Source organism: Streptantibioticus cattleyicolor NRRL 8057 = DSM 46488, from assembly GCF_000240165.1.
In the GTDB taxonomy this organism is placed as follows: Bacteria; Actinomycetota; Actinomycetes; order Streptomycetales; family Streptomycetaceae; genus Streptantibioticus; species Streptantibioticus cattleyicolor.
In genome coordinates this window covers 2,067,048-2,090,062 of sequence record NC_017586.1, presented here as the reverse complement: position 1 = coordinate 2,090,062, position 23,015 = coordinate 2,067,048, and the positions used below count along the sequence as shown (strand labels likewise).

The window sequence follows — 23,015 nt, the reverse complement described above, 5'->3', positions numbered from 1 at the left end:
GCGGGTGGAGCGCCTGCTGCCGCTGATCGTGGTGGTGCCGCTGCTGGGGGCCGCGCTGCTGGCCGCGGCCGGCCGCCATCTGCCCCGGCAGGCCGGCGACACCTTCGGCCTCCTGTGCGCCGCCACCGCCACCGCGCTGGCCGGCGCGGAACTCGCCCGCGGCCCCCGCCCCGTCGTCTCCTGGCTCGGCGGCTGGACCCCGGTACACGGCCACAGCGTCGGCATCGTCCTCGTCGGCGACCGGACCGGACTGGGCCTGGCCGCACTCGCCTCGCTGCTGTCGGCCGCCGTACTGGTCTACTCCTGGCGGTACTTCGCCGAACCGCCGCGCCGCACCCCCGGCGCCTTCCCGGCGATGATCCTGCTCTTCCAGGCGGGCATGGCCGGCTTCGCGCTCACCGGCGACCTCTTCGACGCCTTCGTCTTCTTCGAGCTGATGGGCGTGGTCGCCTACGCGCTCACCGGCTACCGGGTCGAAGCCCGGCGCGCGGTCCAGGGCGGCCTCACCTTCGGGGTGGTCAACTCCCTGGGCGGCTACGCCAGTCTGCTCGGCATCGGCCTGCTCTACGCCCGCACCGGCCAACTCGGCATGGCCCAGATCGGCCGCCGGCTCGACCAGTTCCCCCGGCACGACGCCGTGCTCACCGCCGCGTTCGTGCTGGTGCTGACCGGGCTGCTGGTCAAGTCGGCCGCCGTGCCCTTCCACTTCTGGCTGCCGGACGCCCACGCGGTCGCCCCCACCCCGGTGTGCATGCTGCTGTCCGGGGTGATGGTGGAGACCGGGGTGTACGGCGTCTTCCGCGTCTACCACACCGTCTTCGCCGGCCCCGGCGGCGTACCGGCGGCCGACGCGCGGCGGGCGCTACTGGTCCTCGGCGTCCTCACCGCCGTCCTCGGCGCCGTGATGTGCTGGCAGCAACGCCACCTCAAACGGCTCCTCGCCTTCTCCACCGTCGCCCACACCGGCCTCTTCCTCACCGCGCTCGCCCTGTTCACCCCCAAGGCCACCGCCGGCATCGCCCTGTACGTCCTCGGCCACGCGGGCACCAAGGCGGCGCTCTTCGCCTGCGCCGGCGTCCTGCTGGACCGCTACGGCAGCGTGGACGAACACGAACTGCACGGCCGCGCCCGCGAGTTGCCCTTCCTCGGCACGCTCGTCGCGGTCGGCGGACTCGCCCTGGCCGGGCTGCCGCCGTTCGGCACCGGGTTGGGCAAGGCGGTCGCCGAGGAGTCCGCGACCCCGCTGCCGGTGCTCTTCGTCCTGGTCTCCGCCCTCACCGGGGCCGCGGTGCTGCGCGCGGCCGGCCGGGTCTTCCTCGGCGCCGGGCGCCCCCTCACCGACGACGGCGCCGACGCCACCTCCGGCAGCGGCGAGGAGCCGGAGACCGAGGGCGAGGTCCGCGCGGTGCCGCCGCCGATGGTCGCGGTCGCCGCCGCGCTGCTGCTCGGTGCGCTCGCGGTGGGTACGGTCCCCGCGCTGGCCGACGCCGTCGCGCGGGCCGCCGTCTCCTTCACCGACCACGCCGGTTACGCCGCCGCCGTCCTCGACGCCCGCCCGCCCGGCACCCCCTCGCCCCCCGCCGTCGGCTGGACCCTGCCCGGCGTGCTGCTCGGGCTGGTGTCGGCCGCCGTCGCGGTGGCGCTGGCCGCCCTCGCCCTGTACCGCCCGGCGCTCGTCGCCCCGCTGCGCCGCACCGGCCCGCTGCGCCGCCTCCAGTCCGGCCACATCGGCGACTACGTGGCCTGGACGGCGGCCGGTATGGGACTGCTGGCGGTGCTCACCCACTGGTGAGGCTCACCGGCGTGGCTGGAAGCCCCCGGTGGACGGCGGGGCGCCGCTGACCTCCTCGACGATCCCGGCGCACAGCTCCCGCAACTTCAGGTTGCGGTGCTGGGAGGCGCGGCGCAGCAGCTCCAGCGCCTCGTGCGCCGGACAGCGCCGACGGGCCATGACGATCCCCAGCGCCTGGTCGATCACCGAGCGGGAGGTCAGCGCGGTCCGCAGGTCCTCGGTCTCCTCCAGGTGGCGGTCGATGCGCAACGCCACGTGGACCGCGCCCGCCGCCTGGGCGGCCAGCCGGCGCGCGGCGGTCACCGCGTCGGCGTCGAAGGTGTGCGGCAGCCGGGCGTAGAAGTTGAGCGCCCCCACCCCGTCCCCGTCCAGCCCCATCGGCACCGCGAGCACCGAGCGGACGCCCCGCTCCAGCAGGAAGTCGGCGTACCCGTTCCACCGCCGCTCGTCGCGCGCGTCCGCGACGATCTGCTCCCGGTCGTGCTCCACGCTGCTCAGGCAGGGCCCGCCCAGCGCCTCGTACTGCCGCTCGTCCAGCAGCCGCGAGACGTCGTCGCTGCTGGCCACCGTGGCGGGCCGGCCGTCCCGGCGGAGCATGATGCTGCACCCGTCCACGTACGGCATCGCCTTGACCGCCCGGACGGTCAGCTCCTGGAGGAACTCGTCGAGTCCGGCGGTGCCGGCCAGCGTGCGGTGCAACGCGGAGAAATCGAGCCCTGGGCCATAGGCGGTCACGACCCTCGTCTGCCCCCGCCGGGTCAATCGATGCCGCTGCCCCGCTCGCCGTTTCCGCCGCCGATGGTCTCCACCACCCGGAAGGCGATGTCCCGCACCTTGACGTTCTCCTGCTGCGAGGCGCGCACCAGCCGCCGGAACGCCTCCCGCGCGTCCAGGTCGAGCTTGGCCATGAGCACCCCGGTGGCCTGCCCGATCACGTCCCGGGTGTGCATCGCCTCGGTCAGCTGCTCCTGCACCCGCGCGGAGTCCAGGGCGACCGAGACGTGCGCGGCCAGCAACCGGCCGATCCGCACCGCCCGGTCGTCGAAGGCGTCCGCGCCGGACGCGTACAGGTTGAGGATGGACAGCCGCCGGTAGCCCGAGGAGAGCCGCAACGACAGCAGCGAACGCAGGCCCAGCTTGGCGGCGGCCTCGGTGGCCGGATCGCGCGCGGTGTCCTCCCGGCGCACCACGGGACGCTCCCACAGCGCCTCCCAGTACGGCGCCGCCGGACGCTGCGGCCCGCTGCGCTGCGCGGCGTCCACCGCCCGCACCGCCTCGGTGGTGCAGGCACCGGTACGCACCCGGGTGCCGCGCTCGATCAGCGTGATCCCCGCCTCGGCGGTCCCCGGCACGATCTCCCGCGCGAGGGCGACGGCGGTGTCCATGGTCTGCTCCGGCCCCTCGGCCGCGTGCAGCGCCGTGGCCGCCCCAGCCAGGGCCTCGGCGAGCCGGAAACCGGTACGCATGTCTGGAATGTCTGACGAAACCACCACGAACCTCTTCGGCGAGCATGGCTTCACACCACGCGCTGGAGAGCTCCGCAGCACATTCCCGACTGCGAGCACGGTCAACGTACGTACTGTACCGGCTTCCCGACGTGCGGGTTCGCTCGCGCTGGCGGTCAGGGGGTTCCCTCGCGCCGGCGGTCAGCCATTACTCCGTGGCCGGTTCGCCCGTTTCAGGATGCGGGGTCGCCGCCGGCGGGCCCGGTGTGGCGGGGGTACCCCCGGATCCCCGTCGCCCACGGCTGGGACGGCCATGCGGTGGTGGGCGGTTCGCCCGTTTCAGGTTGCCGGGGTGGCCCCCGGCGGCCCGCTGCCCGGTGGGTGGTTGGTGGGGTTTTTGGTTTGGTTCGGCACCGGGGTGGTTCGCCTACTGCCGGTACGGGGTCGGGGGCGCGCCGGGGGTGACTCCTCGCTCCGCGTATCCGCCACAGTTGCGCTCCGGCTGTTGGGTCGCTGCGGGGACACCCCCGGCACACCCCCTTGTGCCGTCGTGCGGGTGCCTCTCTTCGCGGGTGGGGGTGAGTGAGGAGGTTGGGGTCACCCCGATCTCCTTCTCACCCACCCCGTGCCGCAGCGCGGAACGCAACAGAACGGGGGCGTGCAGGGGTGTCCCCGCAGCGACCCAGCAGCCGGAGCCAAGCCTTGGCGGATACGTGGAGCGAGGAGTCACCCCGGAGGGCCCCCGGAAACCAAGGAAGACAGTGCGCACCCCGCACTGTACGAACACAGCCACGGGTGGGCGGGGGGAAACATCCGTGACGCCAGCCACGACGAGACGGGGACCGGGGGCACCCGGGGAGGTAAATGGGTGACCGCCAGCGCGAGCGGATACGGCAACTTTGGCGTACGGTTGCAGGCTGCCCCGCAGGGGCCACCGCACGACGTTTGCAAGAAGGGGGTCCTTGCGTGGCAACGCAGGACGTGGCTCGGCACGGTGCCGACGCCGCCGGCCGGGACGGAGCCGGGACGGCCGGGCGTGACATGGTCCGCGCCGCCGACCACAAGGCAGCGAACACCACGGACCCAAGCGCAGCCCAAGACGTCCCGCGCGACGCGGATCCCCTCACCCCGGACCAGCCGGGCGCAGCCCGAAACGGCTCGCGCGGCGCGGACTCCCTCACCCCGAGCAAGCCGGGCGCGGCCCGGGACGGTTCTCGGGACGCCGGGGAGGTGGGGGTGGAGCAGGCGCACCTGGACCGGGTGTACCGCCGACTGGAGGAGAAGATCCACGAGGCGGAGTTCCTCGTGGACGACGCCGAGAAGCGCGCACAGGTCGGCACCCCCGGTGCCCTCGCCGAGCGCGACGCGCAGGTCTTCCAGGCCGGCGTCCACCTCAGCCGGCTCAACTCCGAGTTCGAGGACTTCCTCTTCGGCCGGATCGACCTGCTGCGCGGCAAGGACGGCAGGCGCGGCCCGGACGGGGCGTTCACCGCGACCGAGGTCGCCGACGACGCCATCGGGGCGGACCGGCGCGCCGAGATCGCCGAGACGCTGCACATCGGGCGGCTCGGCGTGCTGGACGCCGACTACTCGCCGCTGGTGATCGACTGGCGGGCGCCGGCCGCGGCGCCGTTCTACCGGGCCACCCCCAAGGACCCGGGCCGGGTGGTGCGCCGCCGGGTGATCCGCAGCAAGGGCCGCCGTGTCCTCGGCGTCGAGGACGACCTGATGCGTCCGGAGCTGACCGCCACCCTCGACGGCGAGGAACTCGTGGTGATCGGCGACGGCGCCCTGATGGCCGCGCTCGGCCGGGCCCGCGGCCACACCATGCGCGACATCGTGGCCAGCATCCAGGCCGAGCAGGACATGGTGATCCGCGCCCCCGCCCCGGGCGTCACCGAGGTCACCGGCGGCCCCGGCACCGGCAAGACCGCGGTGGCCCTGCACCGCGCCGCCTATCTGCTCTACCAGGACCGCCGCCGCTACTCCGGGGGCATCCTCGTGGTGAGCCCGACGCCGCTGCTGGTGTCGTACACCGAGGGCGTGCTGCCCTCGCTGGGCGAGGAGGGCCAGGTGGCCATCCGCGCGCTGGGCTCGCTGCTGGACGGCGCCGAGGCGACCACCTACGACGAGCCCGCGGTCGCCCGGGTCAAGGGCTCCTCCCGGATGGTGCAGGTGCTGCGCCGGGCCGCGCGCGGCGCGCTGGACAACGCCGACGTGCCGACCTCGCTGCGTGTGGTGGCCTTCGGCGGCCGGCTGGAGCTGGACGCCGACGAGCTCGCCCGGATCCGCCGCAACGTCCTCGGCGGCACCGCCCCGCTCAACCTGATGCGTCCGCGCGCCCGCCGGCTGGTGCTGGACGCGCTGTGGGCCAAGTCCGGGCGCGGCCGTCACCTGATGGACCCGGAGCTGATCGCGGAGGCCCGGGCCGCCTTCGACGAGGACGTGTCGGGGGAGGACGCGTTCGGCGGCTTCCTCCAGGCGTGGTGGCCGGTGCTCACCCCGCGCCGGGTGCTCGCCGCGATGGCCGACGAGCGGCGGCTGGGCCGTTGGTCGCGGCGGGTGCTGGCGCCCCGCGAGACGCGGCTGGTGGCCCGTTCGCTGGCCCGGCTCGGGGCGGCCGGCGACGGTCCGCTCTCGGTGCACGACGTGGCGCTCCTGGACGAGCTGCGGGTGCTGCTCGGCACCCCGCCCAAGCCGCCCAAGCCGCGCGAGGTGGACCCGCTGGACGAGCTGACCGGCCTGGAGGAGGTCACCACCTTCGCCGACCGCAACTTCTCCCGCCGGTCCCGCGCCGAACGCCGGGAGCAGGAACGTACCGAGTACGCCCACGTCATCGTGGACGAGGCGCAGGACCTGACGCCCATGCAGTGGCGGATGGTGGCCCGGCGCGGCACCAGCGCCACCTGGACGGTGGTCGGCGACCCGGCGCAGAGTTCCTGGAGCGACCCGGACGAGGCCGCCCGGGCGCGCGACGAGGCGCTGGGCTCCCGGACCCGGCGGCGGTTCACGCTCACCGTCAACTACCGCAACCCGGCGGAGATCGCCGAGCTGGCCGCCAGGGTGCTCCAGCTGGCCATGCCGGGGATGGAGGCGCCGTCGGCGGTGCGTTCGACCGGGGTGGTGCCGCGCTTCACGGTGGCCGGCGCCGATCTGGGCGCGGCGGTGCGGGCGGCGGCCGAGGAGCTGCTGGCCGAGGTCGAGGGGACGGTCGGGGTCGTGGTGGCGATGGGCCGCCGCGCGCAGGCCCGGCGGTGGCTGGCCGGGCTGGGCGACCGGGTGGTGCCGCTGGGCAGCCTGGAGGCCAAGGGGCTGGAGTACGACGCCACGGTGGTGGTCTCCCCGGCCGAGATCGCCGACGAGTCGCCGGCCGGGCTGCGGGTGCTCTACGTGGCGCTGACCCGGGCCACCCAGCAGCTCACCGTGGTCGCCGGCGAACGGGACGAGCCCGACGCGGCGGGCGTCCCGGACCTGCTGCGCGACTGAGGACGACGCGCCGGCCTCCCCGCTTGCCCGCCCGGCTCCGGCGCGGGCGGGGACGCCCCGGTACGGGCGCGTACCCGACCACGAAGGGCGCCCCCCGTGCTCGACGGGGGGCGCCCTTCGTGACGCTTGCGACACCGACCCGCCATGCTCGCCTCGCGGCTAGCGGTCGCTCGTAGCGACAATGGTTGGGCCCGGGGGCTTGGATCGGGCCGGTGCCGTATTCAGATTAACAAAGACTCCCCTGAAGACCATTCCCCTTGGCCGGATCCGCTTTCCGGAGGGTTGGGTTCCGGGGTGCGGGTGGCCGAAAAGCCTTCCCTGGCATCCCGCATCGTGGAAGTATCTTTCCGCAATCCGGCGTTCCGTCGAGCGACCGGGGCTGGTTACCGCCTACCCACCGGTAGGTGCAACCATCGGATGTCTCGTGCCCGATCCATGGACACGACACGGACAAGCGGAGGAAAGTCGGCATGGCAACGGCGCCGAGCGTCTCTTACTCGATCACGGTGCGACTGGAGGTCCCGGCCAGCGGGACCGCGGTCAGCCAGCTCACCACCGCGGTGGAGTCCTCCGGCGGGTCGGTGACCGGCCTGGACGTCACCGCCTCCGGCCACGAGCGGCTCCGGATCGACGTGACCATCGCGGCCACGTCCACCGCGCACGCCGACCAGATCGTCACCAAGCTGCGCGCCATCGAGGGCGTCACGATCGGCAAGGTCTCCGACCGTACGTTCCTGATGCACCTCGGCGGCAAGATCGAGATGGCGTCCAAGCACCCCATCCGCAACCGTGACGACCTGTCCATGGTCTACACCCCCGGCGTCGCCCGGGTCTGCATGGCGATCGCCCAGAACCCCGAGGACGCCCGCCGGCTGACCATCAAGCGCAACAGCGTGGCCGTGGTCACCGACGGCTCGGCCGTGCTGGGCCTGGGCAACATCGGCCCCAAGGCCGCGCTGCCGGTGATGGAGGGCAAGGCCGCCCTGTTCAAGCGGTTCGCCGGCATCGACGCCTGGCCGATCTGCCTGGACACCCAGGACACCGACGCCATCGTGGAGATCGTCAAGGCCATCGCCCCCGGGTTCGCCGGCATCAACCTGGAGGACATCTCCGCGCCGCGCTGCTTCGAGATCGAGGCCCGGCTGCGTGAGGCGCTGGACATCCCGGTCTTCCACGACGACCAGCACGGCACCGCCATCGTGGTGCTCGCCGCGCTCACCAACGCGCTGCGGGTGGTCGGCAAGAAGATCGAGGACGTCCGGGTCGTGATGTCCGGCGCGGGCGCGGCCGGTACCGCCATCCTCAAGCTGCTGCTCGCCGCCGGCGTCAAGCACGCGGTGGTCGCCGACATCCACGGGGTGGTGCACAGCGGGCGCACCGACCTGGTCGACGCCGACCCGGGCTCGGCGCTGCGCTGGATCGCCGACAACACCAACCCCGACAACATCACCGGCACCCTCAAGGAGGCCGTGCGCGGTGCCGACGTCTTCATCGGCGTCTCCGCGCCCAATGTGCTCGGCGGCGAGGACGTGGCCGCCATGGCCGAGGGCGCCATCGTCTTCGCGCTGGCCAACCCCGACCCCGAGGTCGACCCGGCGGTGGCCCGGGAGACCGCCGCGGTGGTCGCCACCGGCCGCAGCGACTTCCCCAACCAGATCAACAACGTGCTGGTCTTCCCCGGCGTCTTCCGCGGCCTGCTGGACGCCCAGTCCCGCACCGTCAACACCGAGATGATGCTGGCCGCGGCCGGGGCCCTCGCCGACGTGGTGGCCGACGACGAGATCAACGCCAACTACATCATCCCCAGCGTCTTCAACGACAAGGTGGCCGGCGCGGTGGCCGGCGCCGTCCGTGACGCCGCCCGGGCCCAGGGGGTGGCCGCCCCCGCCGTGGTGCCCTCCGCCGGGCAGTGAACCCCGGCCCGGCCGGGCGCGGCCACGGATCCGCCGCCCGGCCGGGGCGCGTCGCGCCGCCGCCCGGCCCGTCCTGCCCCTAGGGTGTCGCCCAGACGCGAGCGGGCGGGCCGCCGGGCGGCCCTCGTCGCGCGGCCGTATGGGAACGCAGCGTCACCAAGCCGTTGCTGTGGCGCTTTTCGTGTGACCCTCCCGGGTGCCGGATTGGCTTTCCCGCCGCTGGTGGGGGCAGGATGCCTACTCGGGCGAGAGGCTCGTGTCTCAGGCCCGGGCACACACTGTGTCCGAGGCACCTGGCAACATCGGCTTCAAAACGCGGCGGTCCTCCTCCATCCAGAGGCGGCCGAGGACGCAACACGCCTCAACGGCAAGAAGAACACGGGAGTACGAATATGAACCGCAGTGAGCTGGTGGCCGCGCTGGCCGACCGCGCCGAGGTGACCCGCAAGGACGCCGACGCCGTTCTGGCCGCCCTCGCCGAGACCGTCGGTGAGGTCGTCGCCAAGGGCGACGAGAAGGTCACCATCCCCGGTTTCCTGACCTTCGAGCGCACCCACCGTGCCGCTCGCACCGCTCGCAACCCGCAGACCGGCGAACCGATCGAGATCCCGGCCGGCCACGCCGTCAAGGTCACCGCGGGCTCCAAGCTCAAGGAAGCCGCCAAGGGCAAGTAAGCAGCCGGCCCGGCGCCGCTGGGCGACGGCCGCTGACGAGCCGACGGAAGAGGGCGGCCACCCCCACCGGGGTGGCCGCCCTCTCTCCGTACCCGTACGTCGCCGTCCACGGCCCGTACGGGCCCGTGGACGGCGACGTACGGCCGTCAGGCGCGGACGCCGGCCGGGAGCTCCACGTGGCCGCCGAGCGCCCGCAGCTTCTCCATGAAGTTCTCGTAGCCGCGGTTGATCAGGTCGATGCCGTGCACCCGCGAGGTGCCCTCCGCGGCCAGCGCCGCGATCAGGTACGAGAAGCCGCCGCGCAGGTCGGGGATGACCAGGTCGGCGCCCTGGAGCTTGGTCGGCCCGGAGACCACGGCCGAGTGCAGGAAGTTGCGCTGCCCGAACCGGCACGGGGTGCCGCCCAGGCACTCCCGGTACAGCTGGATGTGGGCGCCCATCTGGTTGAGCGCCGAGGTGAAGCCCAGCCGCGACTCGTAGACCGTCTCGTGCACGATGGACAGCCCCGACGCCTGGGTGAGCGCCACCACCAGCGGCTGCTGCCAGTCGGTCTGGAAGCCGGGGTGCACGTCCGTCTCCAGCGCGATCGCGTTGAGCGCGCCGCCCGGGTGCCAGAACCGGATGCCGTCGTCGTCCACCTCGAAGGCGCCGCCGACCTTGCGGTAGGTGTTGAGGAAGGTCATCATCTCGCGCTGGCTGGCGCCGCGTACGTACACGTCGCCCCTGGTCGCCAGCGCCGCGCTGGCCCAGGAGGCGGCCTCCAGGCGGTCCGGCAGCGCCCGGTGGTTGTAGCCGCCGAGGCGGTCGACGCCGGTGATCCGGATCGTCCGGTCGGTGTCCATCGAGATGATCGCGCCCATCTTCTGCAGCACGCAGATCAGGTCCTCGATCTCCGGCTCCACGGCCGCGTTGGACAGCTCGGTGACCCCGTCCGCCAGCACCGCGGTCAGCAGCACCTGCTCGGTGGCGCCCACCGACGGGTAGGGCAGCCGGATCCTGGTGCCGCGCAGCCGCTGCGGGGCCTCCAGGTACTGGCCCTCCGGACGCTTCTCGATGACCGCGCCGAACTGCCGCAGCACCTCGAAGTGGAAGTCGATCGGCCGCCCGCCGATGTCGCAGCCGCCCAGGCCCGGGATGAACGCGTGCCCCAGCCGGTGCAGCAGCGGCCCGCAGAACAGGATCGGGATGCGCGACGAGCCGGCGTGCGCGTCGATGTCGGCGACGTTGGCGCTCTCCACGTGCGAGGGGTCCAGCACCAGCTCGCCGGGCTCCTCACCCGGGCCCACCGTGACCCCGTGCAGCTGGAGCAGCCCGCGCACCACCCGCACGTCACGGATGTCGGGGACGTTGCGCAGCCGGCTCGGACCGCTGCCGAGCAGGGCGGCCACCATGGCCTTGGGCACGAGGTTCTTCGCGCCGCGGACACGGATCTCGCCCTCCAGCGGGGTGCCGCCGTGGACAAGCAGGACGTCGTCGGTCATGGGGCTCGCGTTCCTGGAGAAGGATGAGGACGGGGGAAGGCGCCGGCCACGGTACGCCCGGGCCATTCGTACACCCGTTCACCTGGGCGGACGCGTCCCGCCGTACCGGGGCGGACATGCGCGCGCGCCGCAACTGGCGTGGCTGCGGAGGCGGGCGCGGTACCGGAAGAAATGGTAATGCGCCCGACGGCCGCCCCCGTCAAGGCCGGTGCCCGTCGGCCACCGGCCGGTCACCGCGGTTCCCCGGCGCGCGCCCCGCCGTACGCCCCCACCTGCGCCCCCGCCGCCCCGGGCGCCGCCCCCGTCCGCCCTCCCGGCCCCCGGCACGGCCGAGAAGCGCCCATCCCGACCGCGGATGCGGGATCATGTGGTCATGACGGAGGTGTCCTCGCTCACCGGCCGACTGCTCGTGGCCACGCCCTCCCTCGCCGATCCCAACTTCGACCGGGCGGTGGTCCTCCTCCTCGACCACGACGAGGAGGGGACGCTCGGCGTGGTCCTCAACCGGCCCACCCCGGTCGGCGTCGGCGACGTGCTGGAGCCCTGGGCCCGGCTGGCCGGCGTCCCCCAGGTGGTCTTCCAGGGCGGCCCGGTCTCGCTCGACTCCGCGCTGGGCCTGGCCGTCGTCCCCGGCGAGGCGCCCGGCGGCGAGGGGGCGCCCGCCGAACCGCTGGGCTGGCGCCGGGTGCACGGCGCCATCGGCCTGGTCGACCTGGAGGCCCCGCCGGAACTCCTCGCCGCCGAACTCGGCTCGCTGCGGATCTTCGCCGGCTACGCCGGCTGGGGCCCCGGCCAGCTGGAGGACGAACTGGTCGAGGGCGCGTGGTACGTGGTCGAGTCCGAACCCGGCGACATCTCCTCCCCGGCGCCCGAGGGGCTGTGGCGCTCGGTGCTGCGCCGCCAGCGCAACGAACTGGCGATGGTGGCCACCTACCCGGACGACCCGAGCCTCAACTGAGGAGGTCCGCCATGAGTACCCTTGGGTCCCATGAGCACTCTTGAGCCCGAGCGCGGGACGGGTACCGGGACCCTTGTCGAGCCGACACCGCAGGTGTCCAACGGCGACGGCGACCACGAGCGCTTCGCCCACTACGTCCAGAAAGACAAGATCATGGAGAGCGCGCTCTCCGGATCCCCGGTGGTCGCGCTGTGCGGGAAGGTCTGGGTGCCCGGCCGCGATCCGAAGAAGTACCCGGTCTGTCCCATGTGCAAGGAGATCTTCGAGTCCATGGACGCCGGCGGCAACGACAAGGGCGGCAAGGGCGGCGACAAGTAGCCCCCGCCCCGCCCGCCGTCCCGCCCCACAGGCCGCCCGCCCGCCCCGGCAGGCGGCCTGCGGGCGCGTTCGCGTGCTCATGAGCCGCTGAGTACCCGTACGGATGCGCGCCCCCGGCGCGCCCTCGTACCGTAGGGAGCCGTCCGACGGGGATCGAGGGCCGGTACGAGGGGGACTGGTGGGCGAGGGGGGCACGGCCCGCGGCAAGTGGGCGGCGTTCGACGGGGGCGGGACGCGGCTGGACCCGAGGGCGGGTGGCGGTACGGGTGCCGGTTCCCCCGACGGTGACCGGCTCGGCGTCGAACCCTCCGTGCTGCGCGCCTCGGCCGCCGCGGCCGGCACCGTCGCCGGTGACCTGGCGCAGGCGGTCACCCCGGCACTGCGCGACGTCCGGGCCGCCGCGGCCTCGCTGGCCGGCTGGGGCTCCGGCGCCCGGCTGGAGGCGGACGCCGCCGGATGGACGGCCGCCTTCGAGGGGCTGCACCGGCGCATCGGCCGGATCGGCGCGCTGCTCACCGACACCGCGAACGGCCACGAGTGGCACGACGACCGCGTCTACCAGGCGTTCTCCGGGGACCTCAAACGGTGAGCGGCACCTTCGCCCGGCTGGCGCGGCAGGACTTCGCCGACCTGGAGGCGGCGGCCCGCTCCTGGCACCGCCTCGCCGACGCCTTCGCCACCGCCCACCAGCACCACACCCACCGGGTCTCCGGCCCCCTGCACCCCGCCTGGCAGGGGCTCGGCGCGCAGACCGCGCTGCCCGTACTCGCCCGGATCGAGAGCCAGTTGGAGGCCGCCCAGGTCGACGCGGTCTCCTACGCCACCGTGCTCGACACCCTGCACGCCCGGCTCTCGGAGGCCCAGGGCAACCTGTGCAGCGCGGTCGCCAACGCCGAGCACGACCACTTCACGGTGGACGACGCCACCGGCCGCGTCACCCTTCCCCGCTGGGTCGAGGAGGGCCGCGCGGACCCGCACCGTCAGGACGAGACCGCCGCCTGGGACCGTCGACTCGCCGCCTACCAGCGGATGATCGACCAGGCCGTCAAGGACGCCGAACAGGCCGACGAGGAAGGCGCCCGCGCCCTCGCCACCCTCACCCCCGGCACCCTCGACGAGGACGACGCGCTGCGCACCGCGGCCGAGGAGAGCACCGGGGCCACCCGCCTGCTGGGCATCGGCCCTTACGCCATCCCGGACGGCAAGGACCCGAAGCGGGCGGCGGCCTGGTGGCGTTCGCTCAGCCACGACGAGCAGCAGAGCTACCTCACCCTCCACCCCGAGCTCATCGGCGCCCTCGGCGGCCTTCCCGCCACCGCCCGCGACCAGGCCAACCGCCTCCTCCTCGACGAATACCTGGACGGCCGCGGCGGCCCCGGCCCCGGCACCGGCCTCACCGCCGACCAGTGGAACCAGCAACAGGACGCCCTGCGCGCCCTCAAGTCCCGCCTCGACGACGCCACCGACGACGACCCCGGCCGCCGGCTCTACCTCCTGCGCCTCGACCCCTCCGGCACCGGCCGCGCCGTCGTCGCCATGGGCAACCCCGACACCGCCGCCAACACCGCGGTGCTGGTGCCGGGGACCAACACGAACCTGGCGTCGATGCCGGGGCAGATCGACCGGATCGACAAGCTGCGCATGGCCGCGACCAGAGCCGGCGCCGGAGACGACACCTCCGTCATCGCGTGGCTCGGTTACGACCCGCCGCAGGAGGACGTCCCCGGCGACCACTTCGACCTCGGGGTGGCGGGCACCGGGCTCGCCGAGGAAGGCGGTCGGAACCTGCGGCAGTTCGTCCAGGACCTGCGGGCCGCCCAGGGGCCGCTCCACAGCCACCTCACGGTGATCGGGCACAGCTACGGCTCCACCACGGTCGGCGCCGCCGCGGCGGACGATCCGCACGGGCTGGGCGCCGACGACATCGTGGTGGTCGGCAGCCCCGGCATGACGGTGGACAACGTCCGCGGGCTCCACATGACCGCTGACCACGTATTCGTCGGCTCCGCCGCCGACGACCCGGTCATCGAGTACTTCTCCGACGCGACACTCGGCAAGAACCCGGCGCGGGAGTCGTTCGGCGCCCGGGACTTCGCCGTCGACACCCATGGGCACAGCGGATATTGGGCCGTCGACCCCAACGGCACGCTCAGCGAGAGCCTGCACAACCAGGGCCGGATCATCGCCGGGTACGAACCGCTGACGGTCGACCCCACGCCTGATCCGCCCACCTACAATTGGCCATGACGGACAAGGGATCAGTTGCGTAATCGACACGCGGACGACGCCGCACGGCACCGTGGCCGGTCCGCCCTCCTGGCGGCGTGTGCCGCCTTGTCGCTGTCACTGCTCACCGGAGGTTGCGTGTCCGACGAGGGGAAGAACGCCCCGCTGCCGCGGATGAGCAGGCAGGACGCCCTGGACTGGGCGCGCCGCTTCACCGAGGAGGCGGCCGGCGCGGCGGGGTTGGAACTTGAGCCCGGCAGCCCCGATTCGCTGTTCGGCCCGTGCTTCGGCAAGCACGGCGAGACGTCGACCGATGAGCGGTTCCAGTTGATGTACTCGGCGTACTCCCCGCTGCCCGTGGAGCACCACACGGCGGCCGTGGACAAGATCCGCGCCGCCCTGGAGCGCGAGGGCTACACCATCACGGGCTACCGCCCGTACGGCGGGCCGAGGGTGAGCGCGATCGTGGAGGCGACGGCTCCGGACAACCGTTTCACCGTGAGTGTGGAGAGCGCCGGGAAGCCGCCGGCGCCGCCGACCAAGCTTTCGTTCGGTGTCGATACGACATGCCTCATCCCACCCACCGCCACCCAGTCCCCGCAATGACCCCCCGCGCCACGCCGGACCAGACCAGACCCTTGCCCCGGGACCGGCGGAGCCGGTAGGCACGAGGCATGGACCTCATCCCCGCACCGCGCAGCCTCCGTCGGACCGAGCCCGGGGCGGCGTTCGTCGTCGACGGGCGGACGAGGGTGGACGCGGGGCCGGGGACGGAGCGGACCGAGCGGTGGCTGCGGGGCGTCCTGGCGGGCGCGTTCGGGGTGGGGCTGCCGCCGGGCGAGGGGGCGGGCGCCCTGGCGCTGCGCGTGGACGGCTCGCTGGGCACCGAGTCGTACCGGCTCACCGTACGGCCGGACCGCGCCGAACTCGTCGGCGGCGACCCCGCCGGGCTCTTCTGGGGCGCCCAGACGCTGCGTCAGCTGCTCGGCCCCGACGCCTTCCGGCGTGCCCCGATCGGGGCCCGCGAGGCCCGGCTGCCGTGCGTGACCGTCGAGGACGCCCCCCGCTTCGCCTGGCGCGGCATGCTGCTCGACGTCGCCCGCCACTTCATGCCCAAGGACGTCGTCCTGCGCTACCTCGACCTGCTCGCCGCCCACAAGCTCAACGTGCTCCACCTCCACCTCACCGACGACCAGGGCTGGCGCCTGGAGATCCGGCGCTACCCCAAGCTCACCGAGGTCGGCGCCTGGCGCACCCGTACCAAGGTCGGCCTGCGGGAATCCACGCTGTGGGACGAGCGCCCGCACGGCGGCTACTACACCCAGGACGACATCCGCGAGATCGTCGCCTACGCCGCCGAACGCGAGATCACCGTGGTGCCCGAGATCGACGTGCCCGGTCACTCCCAGGCCGCCATCGCCGCCTACCCCGAACTCGGCAACACCGACGTCGTCGACACCACCACCCTCCCCGTGCTCACCAGTTGGGGCGTCAACCCCAACGTACTCGCCCCCACCGACACCACCGTGCGCTTCTACGAGAACGTGCTCAGCGAGGTGCTGGAGCTCTTCCCGGCGACCTTCGTGCACATCGGCGGGGACGAGTGCCCCAAGGAGCAGTGGAGCGCCTCGCTCACCGCCAAGAACCGCCTCGTGGACCTGGAACTCGCCGACGAGCACGAGCTGCAGAGCTGGTTCATCGCGCACTTCGACCGCTGGCTCGCCGAGCGCGGCCGGCGGCTGATCGGCTGGGACGAGATCCTCCAGGGCGGCCTGGCGCCCAAGGCGGCCGTCTCCTCCTGGCGCGGCTACGCGGGCGGGATCGCCGCCGCCCGCGCCGGCCACGACGTGGTGATGTGCCCCGAGCAGTACGTCTACCTCGACCACCGGCAGGCCGACGGCCCGGACGAACCGGTGCCCATCGGCTTCGTCCGCACCCTGGAGGACGTCTACCGCTTCGAGCCCGTCCCGGCCGAGCTGACCGCGCAGGAGGCCGCGCACGTGATGGGCACCCAGGCCAACGTGTGGACCGAGGTGCTCGACTCGGTGCGCGCCGTGGACTACATGGCGTTCCCGCGGCTGGCCGCCTTCGCCGAGGTGGCCTGGTCGGCGCTGCCCGCCCCGGCCGAGCGCGACTTCGCCGCCTTCTCCGCCCGGATGCGCGCCCACTACGTCCGGCTCGACGCCCTCGGGGTGGAGTACCGGCCGCCCGGCGGCCCGCGGCCCTGGCAGCGGCGCCCCGGCGTCGTCGGACGTCCGATCGAAGGACCGCCCCCGATCGTGTGAGGCGTGTCGGGGCGCCGTGCCGCGCCACCCCCGCGCCGCGCGCCGTGCGCCACCGGCGGAATCCGCCCAGGACGCCCGGAAGGCGGCCAACTCCGCGCAGGGTCAAGACCGTGGTCAACCCGCCCACACCACCATGACCCGGAAGGAAACGCGCTTCACGGACCCACAGGTTGATCGCTTGGGATCATGTGCCAGAGTTGCCGTGACCGGGCTGTCAGCACGTACCGTACGGCGACAAGGCCGGGCATGGTCGTGACGGCCGGATGGCCGCGGGGCGCCGTGGAAGGGAAGCTGCGTTGAGCACGTACGCACGGCAGACGGGACGCACGGTGACGCTGCCCGCCTCGCTCGACGAGGCGGTGGCGGCGCTGGCCGCCATGCCCGCAGCCGTGCCGGTCGCCGGCGGCACCGATCTGATGGCCGCCGTCAACTCCGGTCTGCTGCGCCCGGCGGCGCTCGTCGGACTCGGCCGGATCAGCGAGATCCGCGGCTGGAGTTACGCCGACGGGCACGCCGTACTCGGCGCCGGGCTCACCCACGCCCGCATGGGGCGCCCGGACTTCGCCGCGCTCATCCCGGCGCTGGCCGCCGCCGCCCGGGCCGCCGGTCCGCCGCAGATCCGCAACGCCGGCACGCTGGGCGGCAACATCGCCACCGCCGCCCCGACCGGCGACGCGCTGCCGGTGCTCGCCGCCCTGGAGGCCACCGTGGTCCTCGCCGGGCCGCAGGGCAGCCGGGAGGTGCCGGTGGGCCATCTGCTGGCCGGCCGCGACCCGTTGCGCCCCGGCGAGCTGCTGGCCTACGTCCGCGCCCCGCTGCTCCACGCCCCGCAGGTCTTCCTGAAGGCCACCGCCAGAACCGGCCCCGGCCGGGCGATCGCCTCGGTGGCGCTGGTGCTCGACCCGGCGCGGCGCGGCGTGCGGTGCGCGGTCGGCGCGGTCGCCCCGATGCCGCTGCGCCCGCTGGAGGCCGAGGCGTGGGTGGCCGGGCTGATCGACTGGGACGGCACCCGGACACTGGACCCGCAGGTGACCGGCGTGTTCGGCGAGTACGTCGCCATGGCCTGCATTCCGGACGCGGTGGACGGCGAACTGCCGCCCGCCGTGGCACATCTGCGGCGTACGGTGGCCGCACTGGCCCGCCGGGCACTGGGGAGGGCTCTTTCGTGAGCGACGACGGCACCACGGACGCGAACGCGGCGGGCCGGCCGGATCCGGGGTACGCCCCGGGTACCCCGGCCGCCGCCCACTGGGATCCGCAGCACGACACCGGCTGGCAGCCGATGCCGCGCGGCGAGGGGTACGACGCCGACGCGACGATGCACGTCTCCTTCGCCGAGCACTTCGCCGAGTTCGCCGCCGGCCCCCCCGGCGCCGACCCGCTGGCCGCCCCCGGCCACGGCTACGTACCCCCGCACACCGCCGACGCGCCCCACGACGGCTACCACCCGTACGCCGCCGGGGAGTTCACCGGTGGCGCCGAGCCGGCCGGGTACGACTACGGCGGCCACCCGCAGGCGCCGGCCAGCCCGTGGGAGGAGTCGGCGGCGGCCCAGCGCGCGGCCGAGTGGCAGCAGTCGGCCGGAACGCACCAGTGGGCGCCGCCGCACGAGCCGTCGCACGAGCCCGGGCCCGAGGGCGAACCGGCGCCCTGGTCCGCGCCGTTCACCGCCGGGGACACCGGCGACGACTCGGGCGAGTACCCGGTGGGCGCCGCGATCGACCAGGCCGCCCACCCCCACCCCGAGCCGCGACCGGAACCGCACCCGCGCCCCGACCCGGCGGAGCCCGCGCCGGCCCCGGAGGCCGAGGCCGCACCCGAAGCACCCGAGGCCCCCGCCGCCCCCGGACCCGACGCCGTCCCCGAACCCGAACCCGTCCCGGAGCCCGGACCCGAACCCGAGGCCGCCGCCGGGGAGGCCGCCGGACTCCCCGACGTCCCCGAGGTTCCCGACGCCCACAGTGAGCACTCCACCGCCTCCTACGTCCTCCACGTCAACGGCGTGGACCGGCCCGTCACCGACGCGTGGCTCGGCGAGTCCCTCCTGTACGTCCTGCGGGAACGGCTCGGCCTGGCCGGCGCCAAGGACGGCTGCGAGCAGGGCGAGTGCGGCGCCTGCTCGGTCCAGGTGGACGGACGGCTGGTCGCCTCCTGCCTGACCCCGGCCGCCACCGCCGCGGGCAGCGAGGTCCGCACCGTGGAAGGGCTCGCCCGCGACGGCATGCCCTCCGACGTGCAGCGCGCCCTGGTCGACCACGGCGCCGTGCAGTGCGGCTTCTGCGTACCGGGGCTGGCGATGACCCTCCACGACCTGCTGGAGGGCAACCACCGCCCCACCGAGCTGGAGACCCGCCAGGCGATCTGCGGAAACCTGTGCCGCTGCTCCGGCTACCAGGGCGTGCTCGCCGCCGTCCGCCAGGTCGTCGCCGAACGCGAGGCCACCGCGGCCGAGGAGCCCGCCGCCCCCGACTCCGCGGCCGGCCGCATCCCGCACCAGGCCACCGCCGAGCCGGACCCCGCACCCCCCGCCGACGGGAGCGCGCCGTGACCCGCCCCGTCGCCACGACAGAGCTGACCGGAGAGCTGGCCGAATGACTGGACCCGATGCGGTGACCGCGACGACCGCTGTGGCCGCGGGCGCGTCAGACGCGTCCGCGCCGGGGGAGCGGACGCACGGGGTGGGGGCCTCGTTGCTCCCCGTCGACGCCGACGCCAAGGCGCAGGGCACCTATCCCTACGCCGCCGACCTGTGGGCCGAGGGGCTGCTGTGGGCCGCGGTGCTGCGCTCCCCGCACCCGCACGCCCGCATCGTGTCGATCGACACCAGCCACGCCGCCGCCATGCCCGGGGTGCACGCCGTCGTCACCCACCAGGACGTCCCCGGTGACGCCATGCACGGCCGCCGGGTCGCCGACCGCCCGGTCTTCGCCCACGACGTGGTCCGCCACCACGGCGAGCCGATCGCCGCGGTCGCCGCCGAGCACCCCGACACCGCCCGGCTGGCCGCCGCCGCGATCATGGTCGAGTACGAGGTGCTGGAGCCCGTCACCGACCCCGAGAAGGCGTTCGCCGCGCCCCCGCTGCACCCGGACGGCAACCTGGTCCGCCACATCCCGCTGCGCTTCGGCGACCCGTCGGTCACCGGCGAGGTGATCGTGGAGGGGCTCTACCGGATCGGCCGCCAGGACCCGGCCCCGGTGGGCGCCGAGGCCGGGCTCGCGGTGCCCCGGCCGGACGGCGGCGTCGAGCTGTACGTGGCCTCCACCGATCCGCACGCCGACCGCGACCTGGCCGCCGCCTGCTTCGCCCTCGCACCCGAACGGGTGAAAGTGGTGGTCACCGGGGTGCCGGGGGCCATGGGCGACCGCGAGGACCCCGGGTTCCAGCTGCCGCTGGGGCTGCTGGCGCTGCGCACCGGCCGCCCGGTGAAGCTGGTGGCCACCCGCGAGGAGTCGTTCCTCGGCCACGCCCACCGCCACCCGGCGCTGCTGCGCTACCGCCACCACGCCGACGCCGAGGGCCGGCTGGTCAAGGTGGAGGCCCAGCTGCTGCTGGACGCAGGGGCGTACGCGGACGCCTCCTCCGACGCCCTGGCCGCCGCCGTCTCCTTCGCCGCCGGCCCCTACGTCGTCCCCCACGTCTTCGTCGAGGGGTGGGCGGTGCGCACCAACAACCCGCCCTCCGGCCACGTGCGCGGCGAGGGCGCGATGCAGGTCTGCGCGGCCTACGAGGGCCAGATGGACAAGCTCGCCGCCCGCCTCGGCCTCGACCCGGCCGAGATCCGGATGCGCAACGTGATGGCCACCGGCGACCTGCTGCCCACCGGGCAGACCGTGACCTGCCCGGCCCCCGTCGGCGAGCTGCTGAAGGCGGTGCGCGACGCGGAGCTGCCGCCGGCCGAGGAACCGGCGCTGCTCCCCGGCGGCCTGGAGGGCGCGGGGGAGCCCGGGGTGATCCGCCGCGGCGTCGGCTACGGGCTCGGCATGGTCCACATGCTGGGCGCCGAGGGCCACGACGAGGTCTCCACCGCCACCGTCAAGGTGCGCGGCACCGAGGCCACGGTGATCTGCGCCGCCGTCGAGACCGGCCAGGGGTTCACCACGCTGGCCCGGCAGATCGTGCAGGAGGTCCTCGGGGTGGAGGACGTCACCGTGCTCCCCGCCGACACCGACCAGCCGCCCGCCGGGCCCTCCGCCCGCGGCCGGCACACCTGGGTCTCCGGCGGCGCGGTGGAGCGCGCCGCCAAGATGGTCCGCACCCAGCTGCTGCAACCGCTGGCCGCCAAGTTCGGGATGTCGGTGGAGCTGCTGACCATCACCGACGGCAAGATCACCTCCTACGACGGGGTGCTGAGCACCACGGTCGCCGAGGCGCTGGACGGCAAGGAGCTGTGGGCCACCGCACAGTGCCGGCCGCACCCCACCGAGCCGCTGGACGACAACGGGCAGGGCGACGCCTTCGTGGGCCTGGCCTTCGCCGCGGTGCGCGCCGTGGTCGACGTGGACATCGAGCTGGGCTCGGTGCGCGTGGTGGAGATGGCGGTCGCCCAGGACGTCGGGCGGTTGCTCAACCCCCGCCAGGTCGCCGCCCGCATCGAGGCCGGGATCACCCAGGGCGTCGGGATGGCGCTCATGGAGGACCTGCGGACCTCGCGGGGCACGGTCAAACGCCCCTCCCTGACCGGCTACGCCCTGCCCACCGCGCTGGACGCGCCGCCGGTGCGCATCGTCAAGCTGGTCGAGGAACGGGACGTGGTGGCCCCGTTCGGCGCCAAGGCGGTCAGCGCGGTGCCGGTGGTGGCCGCCCCGGCGGCGGTGGCCTCGGCGGTGCGGGCGGCCACCGGGCGCCCGGTGAACCGGCTGCCGATCCGCCCGCAGGCCGCGGTGGTCAAGGCCCCCACGGCCTGACCCTCCCCCTTTCCCCCGTCCTCTTCCGGGTCGGCCCCGGAAACGAGCCCTCCGGGTCGCGGAAATCCGGTGACGATCGCGTCACGGAAAGCGATGCGGAGGGCTCCTCCGTGTGAGCCCGCCCATAGGGCGCACGTCACTTACGAAGCCGCCTAGTGGATACGCGAAGGCATGCCCCACGGGCGATCCGGGCGATTTTTCCGGTACCGGCGAACCGGGCGGCGACGAAGCCGCTTAGTAGGTCACACCTTTGCCCGGGCAATTTCCGGCCGCTAACAATTGCCGGGACCGCAGGGCGCCGTCCAGATCGTCCGGCGCTTTCTTTGCCGGAAGGCGACTGCGGGCCAGCAACCGGAAGAGGACACGCTCAGTCATGCCCATTCCCGCCATTGATGCCTTCAACCGTCTGACCCGGAACCGCACCGTTTCCACGGCTGTGGACCGGATCACCCGGACCGCCGGCGCAGCGGCCACCGCCGCTCGGGCGACGGGAAGCACCATGGCCGCCACCGCTGCCGACCGCGTCGCCAAGGGCGCCGACCGCGTCGCCAAGAGCAACGTGGCCGCCGTCGCAGCAACCCGGCTGACCCGCAACCACCTGGTCTCCGCCGCCGGTCTGGCCGCCGTCGGCGCCTCCGTCCTGGGCTTCACCGTGACCCCGGGCACCGCCCACGCCGCCGTCCCGGCCAACCCGGTGATGACCGTCGCCAGCTACACCATGGGCGGCGCCGACAAGCCGGAGCCGCAGGTCAAGCAGATCGACGTCACCGCGCAGGCGGCCGGCGTGGCCAAGCAGGCCACCGCCCAGGCCACCGCCGCCAAGAACGCCAAGGACTGGCCGAAGCCGCCGGCCGAGGTGCACACCCAGCCGGAGGCCGCCAACCGCTCCGAGAGCCGGCAGCCGATCCAGGCCCAGCCCGCCGCCCCCAGCTACCCCGACAACCTCGACGGCTGGATCCGGCACGCGCTCGACATCATGCACCAGAACGGCATTCCCGGTACCTACCAGGGAATTCACCGCAACGTCATGCGCGAGTCCAGCGGTAACCCGTACGCGATCAACAACTGGGACGTGAACGCCGCCGCCGGCATCCCGTCCAAGGGCCTGCTCCAGGTGATCCAGCCCACATTCGACACCTACCACGTCGCCGGTACCGCGAACGACCTGTACGACCCGGTCGCCAACATCGTTGCCGCCTGCAATTACGCGGCCCACCGCTACGGTTCCATCGACAACGTGAACTCGGCGTACTAAGCCGCCCGGCGTTCCCGCCGCACTGCCGTACGGAAAGGAACCCGCACCCCGCACCGGGGCGCGGGTTCCTTTCCGTACGCACGGCGCACCACCGCCGTCCGGAGGCCGTGACCGGAATCGAACCGGCGTCACTCCCCGCGGCCGCCAGGCCGCTGATGGATGCCGCGCGGGCGAGCCCCTCAACCACTCGGGCACACGGCCGTGTTCCCCGTCGCGACGACCATGGGGGCGGCCCCCCGGGGGCGGGCCGACGGACGCGGACCGACCGCGACGGG

General features: G+C 74.1%; 17 protein-coding genes and 1 tRNA gene. 14 read left to right on the top strand and 4 right to left on the bottom strand.

Annotation, left to right across the window (positions count from 1 at the left end; genetic code table 11):
• Positions 1-4 precede the first annotated feature (4 nt).
• Positions 5-1,792, top strand: coding sequence for a complex I subunit 5 family protein (locus SCATT_RS09240; RefSeq protein ID WP_014142736.1), 1,788 nt, complete (start codon positions 5-7; stop codon positions 1,790-1,792).
• Between the two features lie 3 nt (positions 1,793-1,795).
• On the opposite strand, the gene SCATT_RS09235 is transcribed toward SCATT_RS09240, so the two are convergent.
• Together SCATT_RS09235 and SCATT_RS09230 are read right to left on the bottom strand one after the other, a co-directional pair.
• Positions 1,796-2,527, bottom strand: coding sequence for a GAF and ANTAR domain-containing protein (locus tag SCATT_RS09235; RefSeq protein ID WP_014627748.1), 732 nt, complete (start codon positions 2,525-2,527; stop codon positions 1,796-1,798).
• Positions 2,528-2,550: 23 nt separating this feature from the next.
• On the bottom strand, positions 2,551-3,258 hold the full coding sequence (locus tag SCATT_RS09230; RefSeq protein WP_014142734.1) for an ANTAR domain-containing protein: 708 nt from the start codon (positions 3,256-3,258) through the stop codon (positions 2,551-2,553).
• Between the two features lie 1,215 nt (positions 3,259-4,473).
• On the opposite strand from SCATT_RS09230, the gene SCATT_RS09225 reads away from it, so the two are divergent.
• The 3 genes from SCATT_RS09225 to SCATT_RS09215 all read left to right on the top strand — a co-directional run bounded on the left by SCATT_RS09225 (position 4,474) and on the right by SCATT_RS09215 (position 9,310).
• On the top strand, positions 4,474-6,723 hold the full coding sequence (locus SCATT_RS09225; RefSeq protein ID WP_014627745.1) for a HelD family protein: 2,250 nt from the start codon (positions 4,474-4,476) through the stop codon (positions 6,721-6,723).
• A 470-nt stretch (positions 6,724-7,193) separates the two neighbouring features.
• The gene (locus tag SCATT_RS09220) at positions 7,194-8,636 is read left to right on the top strand and encodes an NAD-dependent malic enzyme (protein ID WP_014142731.1); all 1,443 of its coding nucleotides are present in this window, start codon (positions 7,194-7,196) and stop codon (positions 8,634-8,636) included.
• A gap of 392 nt (positions 8,637-9,028) precedes the next feature.
• Positions 9,029-9,310 carry an HU family DNA-binding protein gene (locus SCATT_RS09215; RefSeq protein ID WP_014142729.1) on the top strand — a complete coding sequence of 94 codons (282 nt, stop codon included), beginning with the start codon at positions 9,029-9,031 and terminating at the stop codon, positions 9,308-9,310.
• A gap of 146 nt (positions 9,311-9,456) precedes the next feature.
• Here SCATT_RS09215 and murA read toward each other — a convergent pair whose 3' ends face one another.
• Positions 9,457-10,791 (bottom strand): UDP-N-acetylglucosamine 1-carboxyvinyltransferase, encoded by a 1,335-nt coding sequence (murA, locus tag SCATT_RS09210; protein WP_014142728.1) that lies wholly within the window; start codon positions 10,789-10,791, stop codon positions 9,457-9,459.
• Between the two features lie 373 nt (positions 10,792-11,164).
• Between murA and SCATT_RS09205 the strand changes: the two genes are divergently transcribed.
• From SCATT_RS09205 to SCATT_RS09160, 10 genes are all read left to right on the top strand, one after another.
• Positions 11,165-11,749 carry a YqgE/AlgH family protein gene (locus tag SCATT_RS09205; protein WP_014142727.1) on the top strand — a complete coding sequence of 195 codons (585 nt, stop codon included), beginning with the start codon at positions 11,165-11,167 and terminating at the stop codon, positions 11,747-11,749.
• A 30-nt stretch (positions 11,750-11,779) separates the two neighbouring features.
• Entirely contained in the window at positions 11,780-12,067 is a 288-nt protein-coding gene (locus SCATT_RS09200; RefSeq protein WP_078590670.1) for a DUF3039 domain-containing protein, read from the top strand.
• 178 nt (positions 12,068-12,245) lie between these two features.
• Positions 12,246-12,656: a hypothetical protein gene (locus tag SCATT_RS09195; RefSeq protein ID WP_014142725.1), complete on the top strand. Its 411-nt coding sequence runs from the start codon at positions 12,246-12,248 to the stop codon at positions 12,654-12,656.
• Positions 12,653-14,314, top strand: coding sequence for an alpha/beta hydrolase (locus SCATT_RS09190; protein WP_014142724.1), 1,662 nt, complete (start codon positions 12,653-12,655; stop codon positions 14,312-14,314). Before SCATT_RS09195 ends, SCATT_RS09190 begins: the two co-directional genes overlap by 4 nt.
• A gap of 117 nt (positions 14,315-14,431) precedes the next feature.
• On the top strand, positions 14,432-14,899 hold the full coding sequence (locus SCATT_RS09185; RefSeq protein ID WP_014142723.1) for a hypothetical protein: 468 nt from the start codon (positions 14,432-14,434) through the stop codon (positions 14,897-14,899).
• 68 nt (positions 14,900-14,967) lie between these two features.
• Positions 14,968-16,578 carry a beta-N-acetylhexosaminidase gene (locus tag SCATT_RS09180; RefSeq protein WP_014142722.1) on the top strand — a complete coding sequence of 537 codons (1,611 nt, stop codon included), beginning with the start codon at positions 14,968-14,970 and terminating at the stop codon, positions 16,576-16,578.
• A gap of 296 nt (positions 16,579-16,874) precedes the next feature.
• Positions 16,875-17,747, top strand: a complete 873-nt coding sequence (locus tag SCATT_RS09175; protein ID WP_014142721.1) for an FAD binding domain-containing protein — start codon at positions 16,875-16,877, stop codon at positions 17,745-17,747.
• Entirely contained in the window at positions 17,744-19,126 is a 1,383-nt protein-coding gene (locus SCATT_RS09170) for a (2Fe-2S)-binding protein (protein WP_014142720.1), read from the top strand. Before SCATT_RS09175 ends, SCATT_RS09170 begins: the two co-directional genes overlap by 4 nt.
• A 43-nt stretch (positions 19,127-19,169) precedes the next feature.
• Positions 19,170-21,485 carry a xanthine dehydrogenase family protein molybdopterin-binding subunit gene (locus SCATT_RS09165; protein WP_014142719.1) on the top strand — a complete coding sequence of 772 codons (2,316 nt, stop codon included), beginning with the start codon at positions 19,170-19,172 and terminating at the stop codon, positions 21,483-21,485.
• A gap of 499 nt (positions 21,486-21,984) precedes the next feature.
• Complete coding sequence (locus SCATT_RS09160; RefSeq protein ID WP_014142717.1) at positions 21,985-22,740, top strand: transglycosylase SLT domain-containing protein; 756 nt, start codon at positions 21,985-21,987, stop codon at positions 22,738-22,740.
• A gap of 102 nt (positions 22,741-22,842) precedes the next feature.
• On the opposite strand, the gene SCATT_RS38515 is transcribed toward SCATT_RS09160, so the two are convergent.
• A tRNA-OTHER gene (locus SCATT_RS38515) sits at positions 22,843-22,941 on the bottom strand.
• Positions 22,942-23,015 lie beyond the last annotated feature (74 nt).

Excerpts from the sequence above, each read along its gene's own strand:
- SCATT_RS09205 (WP_014142727.1), top strand. The coding sequence starts at position 11,165 with ATGACGGAGGTGTCCTCGCTCACCGGCCGACTGCTCGTGGCCACGCCC.
- SCATT_RS09160 (WP_014142717.1), top strand. The coding sequence starts at position 21,985 with ATGGCCGCCACCGCTGCCGACCGCGTCGCCAAGGGCGCCGACCGCGTC.
- SCATT_RS09200 (WP_078590670.1), top strand. The coding sequence starts at position 11,780 with ATGAGCACTCTTGAGCCCGAGCGCGGGACGGGTACCGGGACCCTTGTC.
- SCATT_RS09215 (WP_014142729.1), top strand. The coding sequence starts at position 9,029 with ATGAACCGCAGTGAGCTGGTGGCCGCGCTGGCCGACCGCGCCGAGGTG.
- SCATT_RS09220 (WP_014142731.1), top strand. The coding sequence starts at position 7,194 with ATGGCAACGGCGCCGAGCGTCTCTTACTCGATCACGGTGCGACTGGAG.
- SCATT_RS09180 (WP_014142722.1), top strand. The coding sequence starts at position 14,968 with ATGGACCTCATCCCCGCACCGCGCAGCCTCCGTCGGACCGAGCCCGGG.
- SCATT_RS09165 (WP_014142719.1), top strand. The coding sequence starts at position 19,170 with ATGACTGGACCCGATGCGGTGACCGCGACGACCGCTGTGGCCGCGGGC.
- SCATT_RS09230 (WP_014142734.1), bottom strand. The coding sequence starts at position 3,258 with ATGCGTACCGGTTTCCGGCTCGCCGAGGCCCTGGCTGGGGCGGCCACG.
- murA (WP_014142728.1), bottom strand. The coding sequence starts at position 10,791 with ATGACCGACGACGTCCTGCTTGTCCACGGCGGCACCCCGCTGGAGGGC.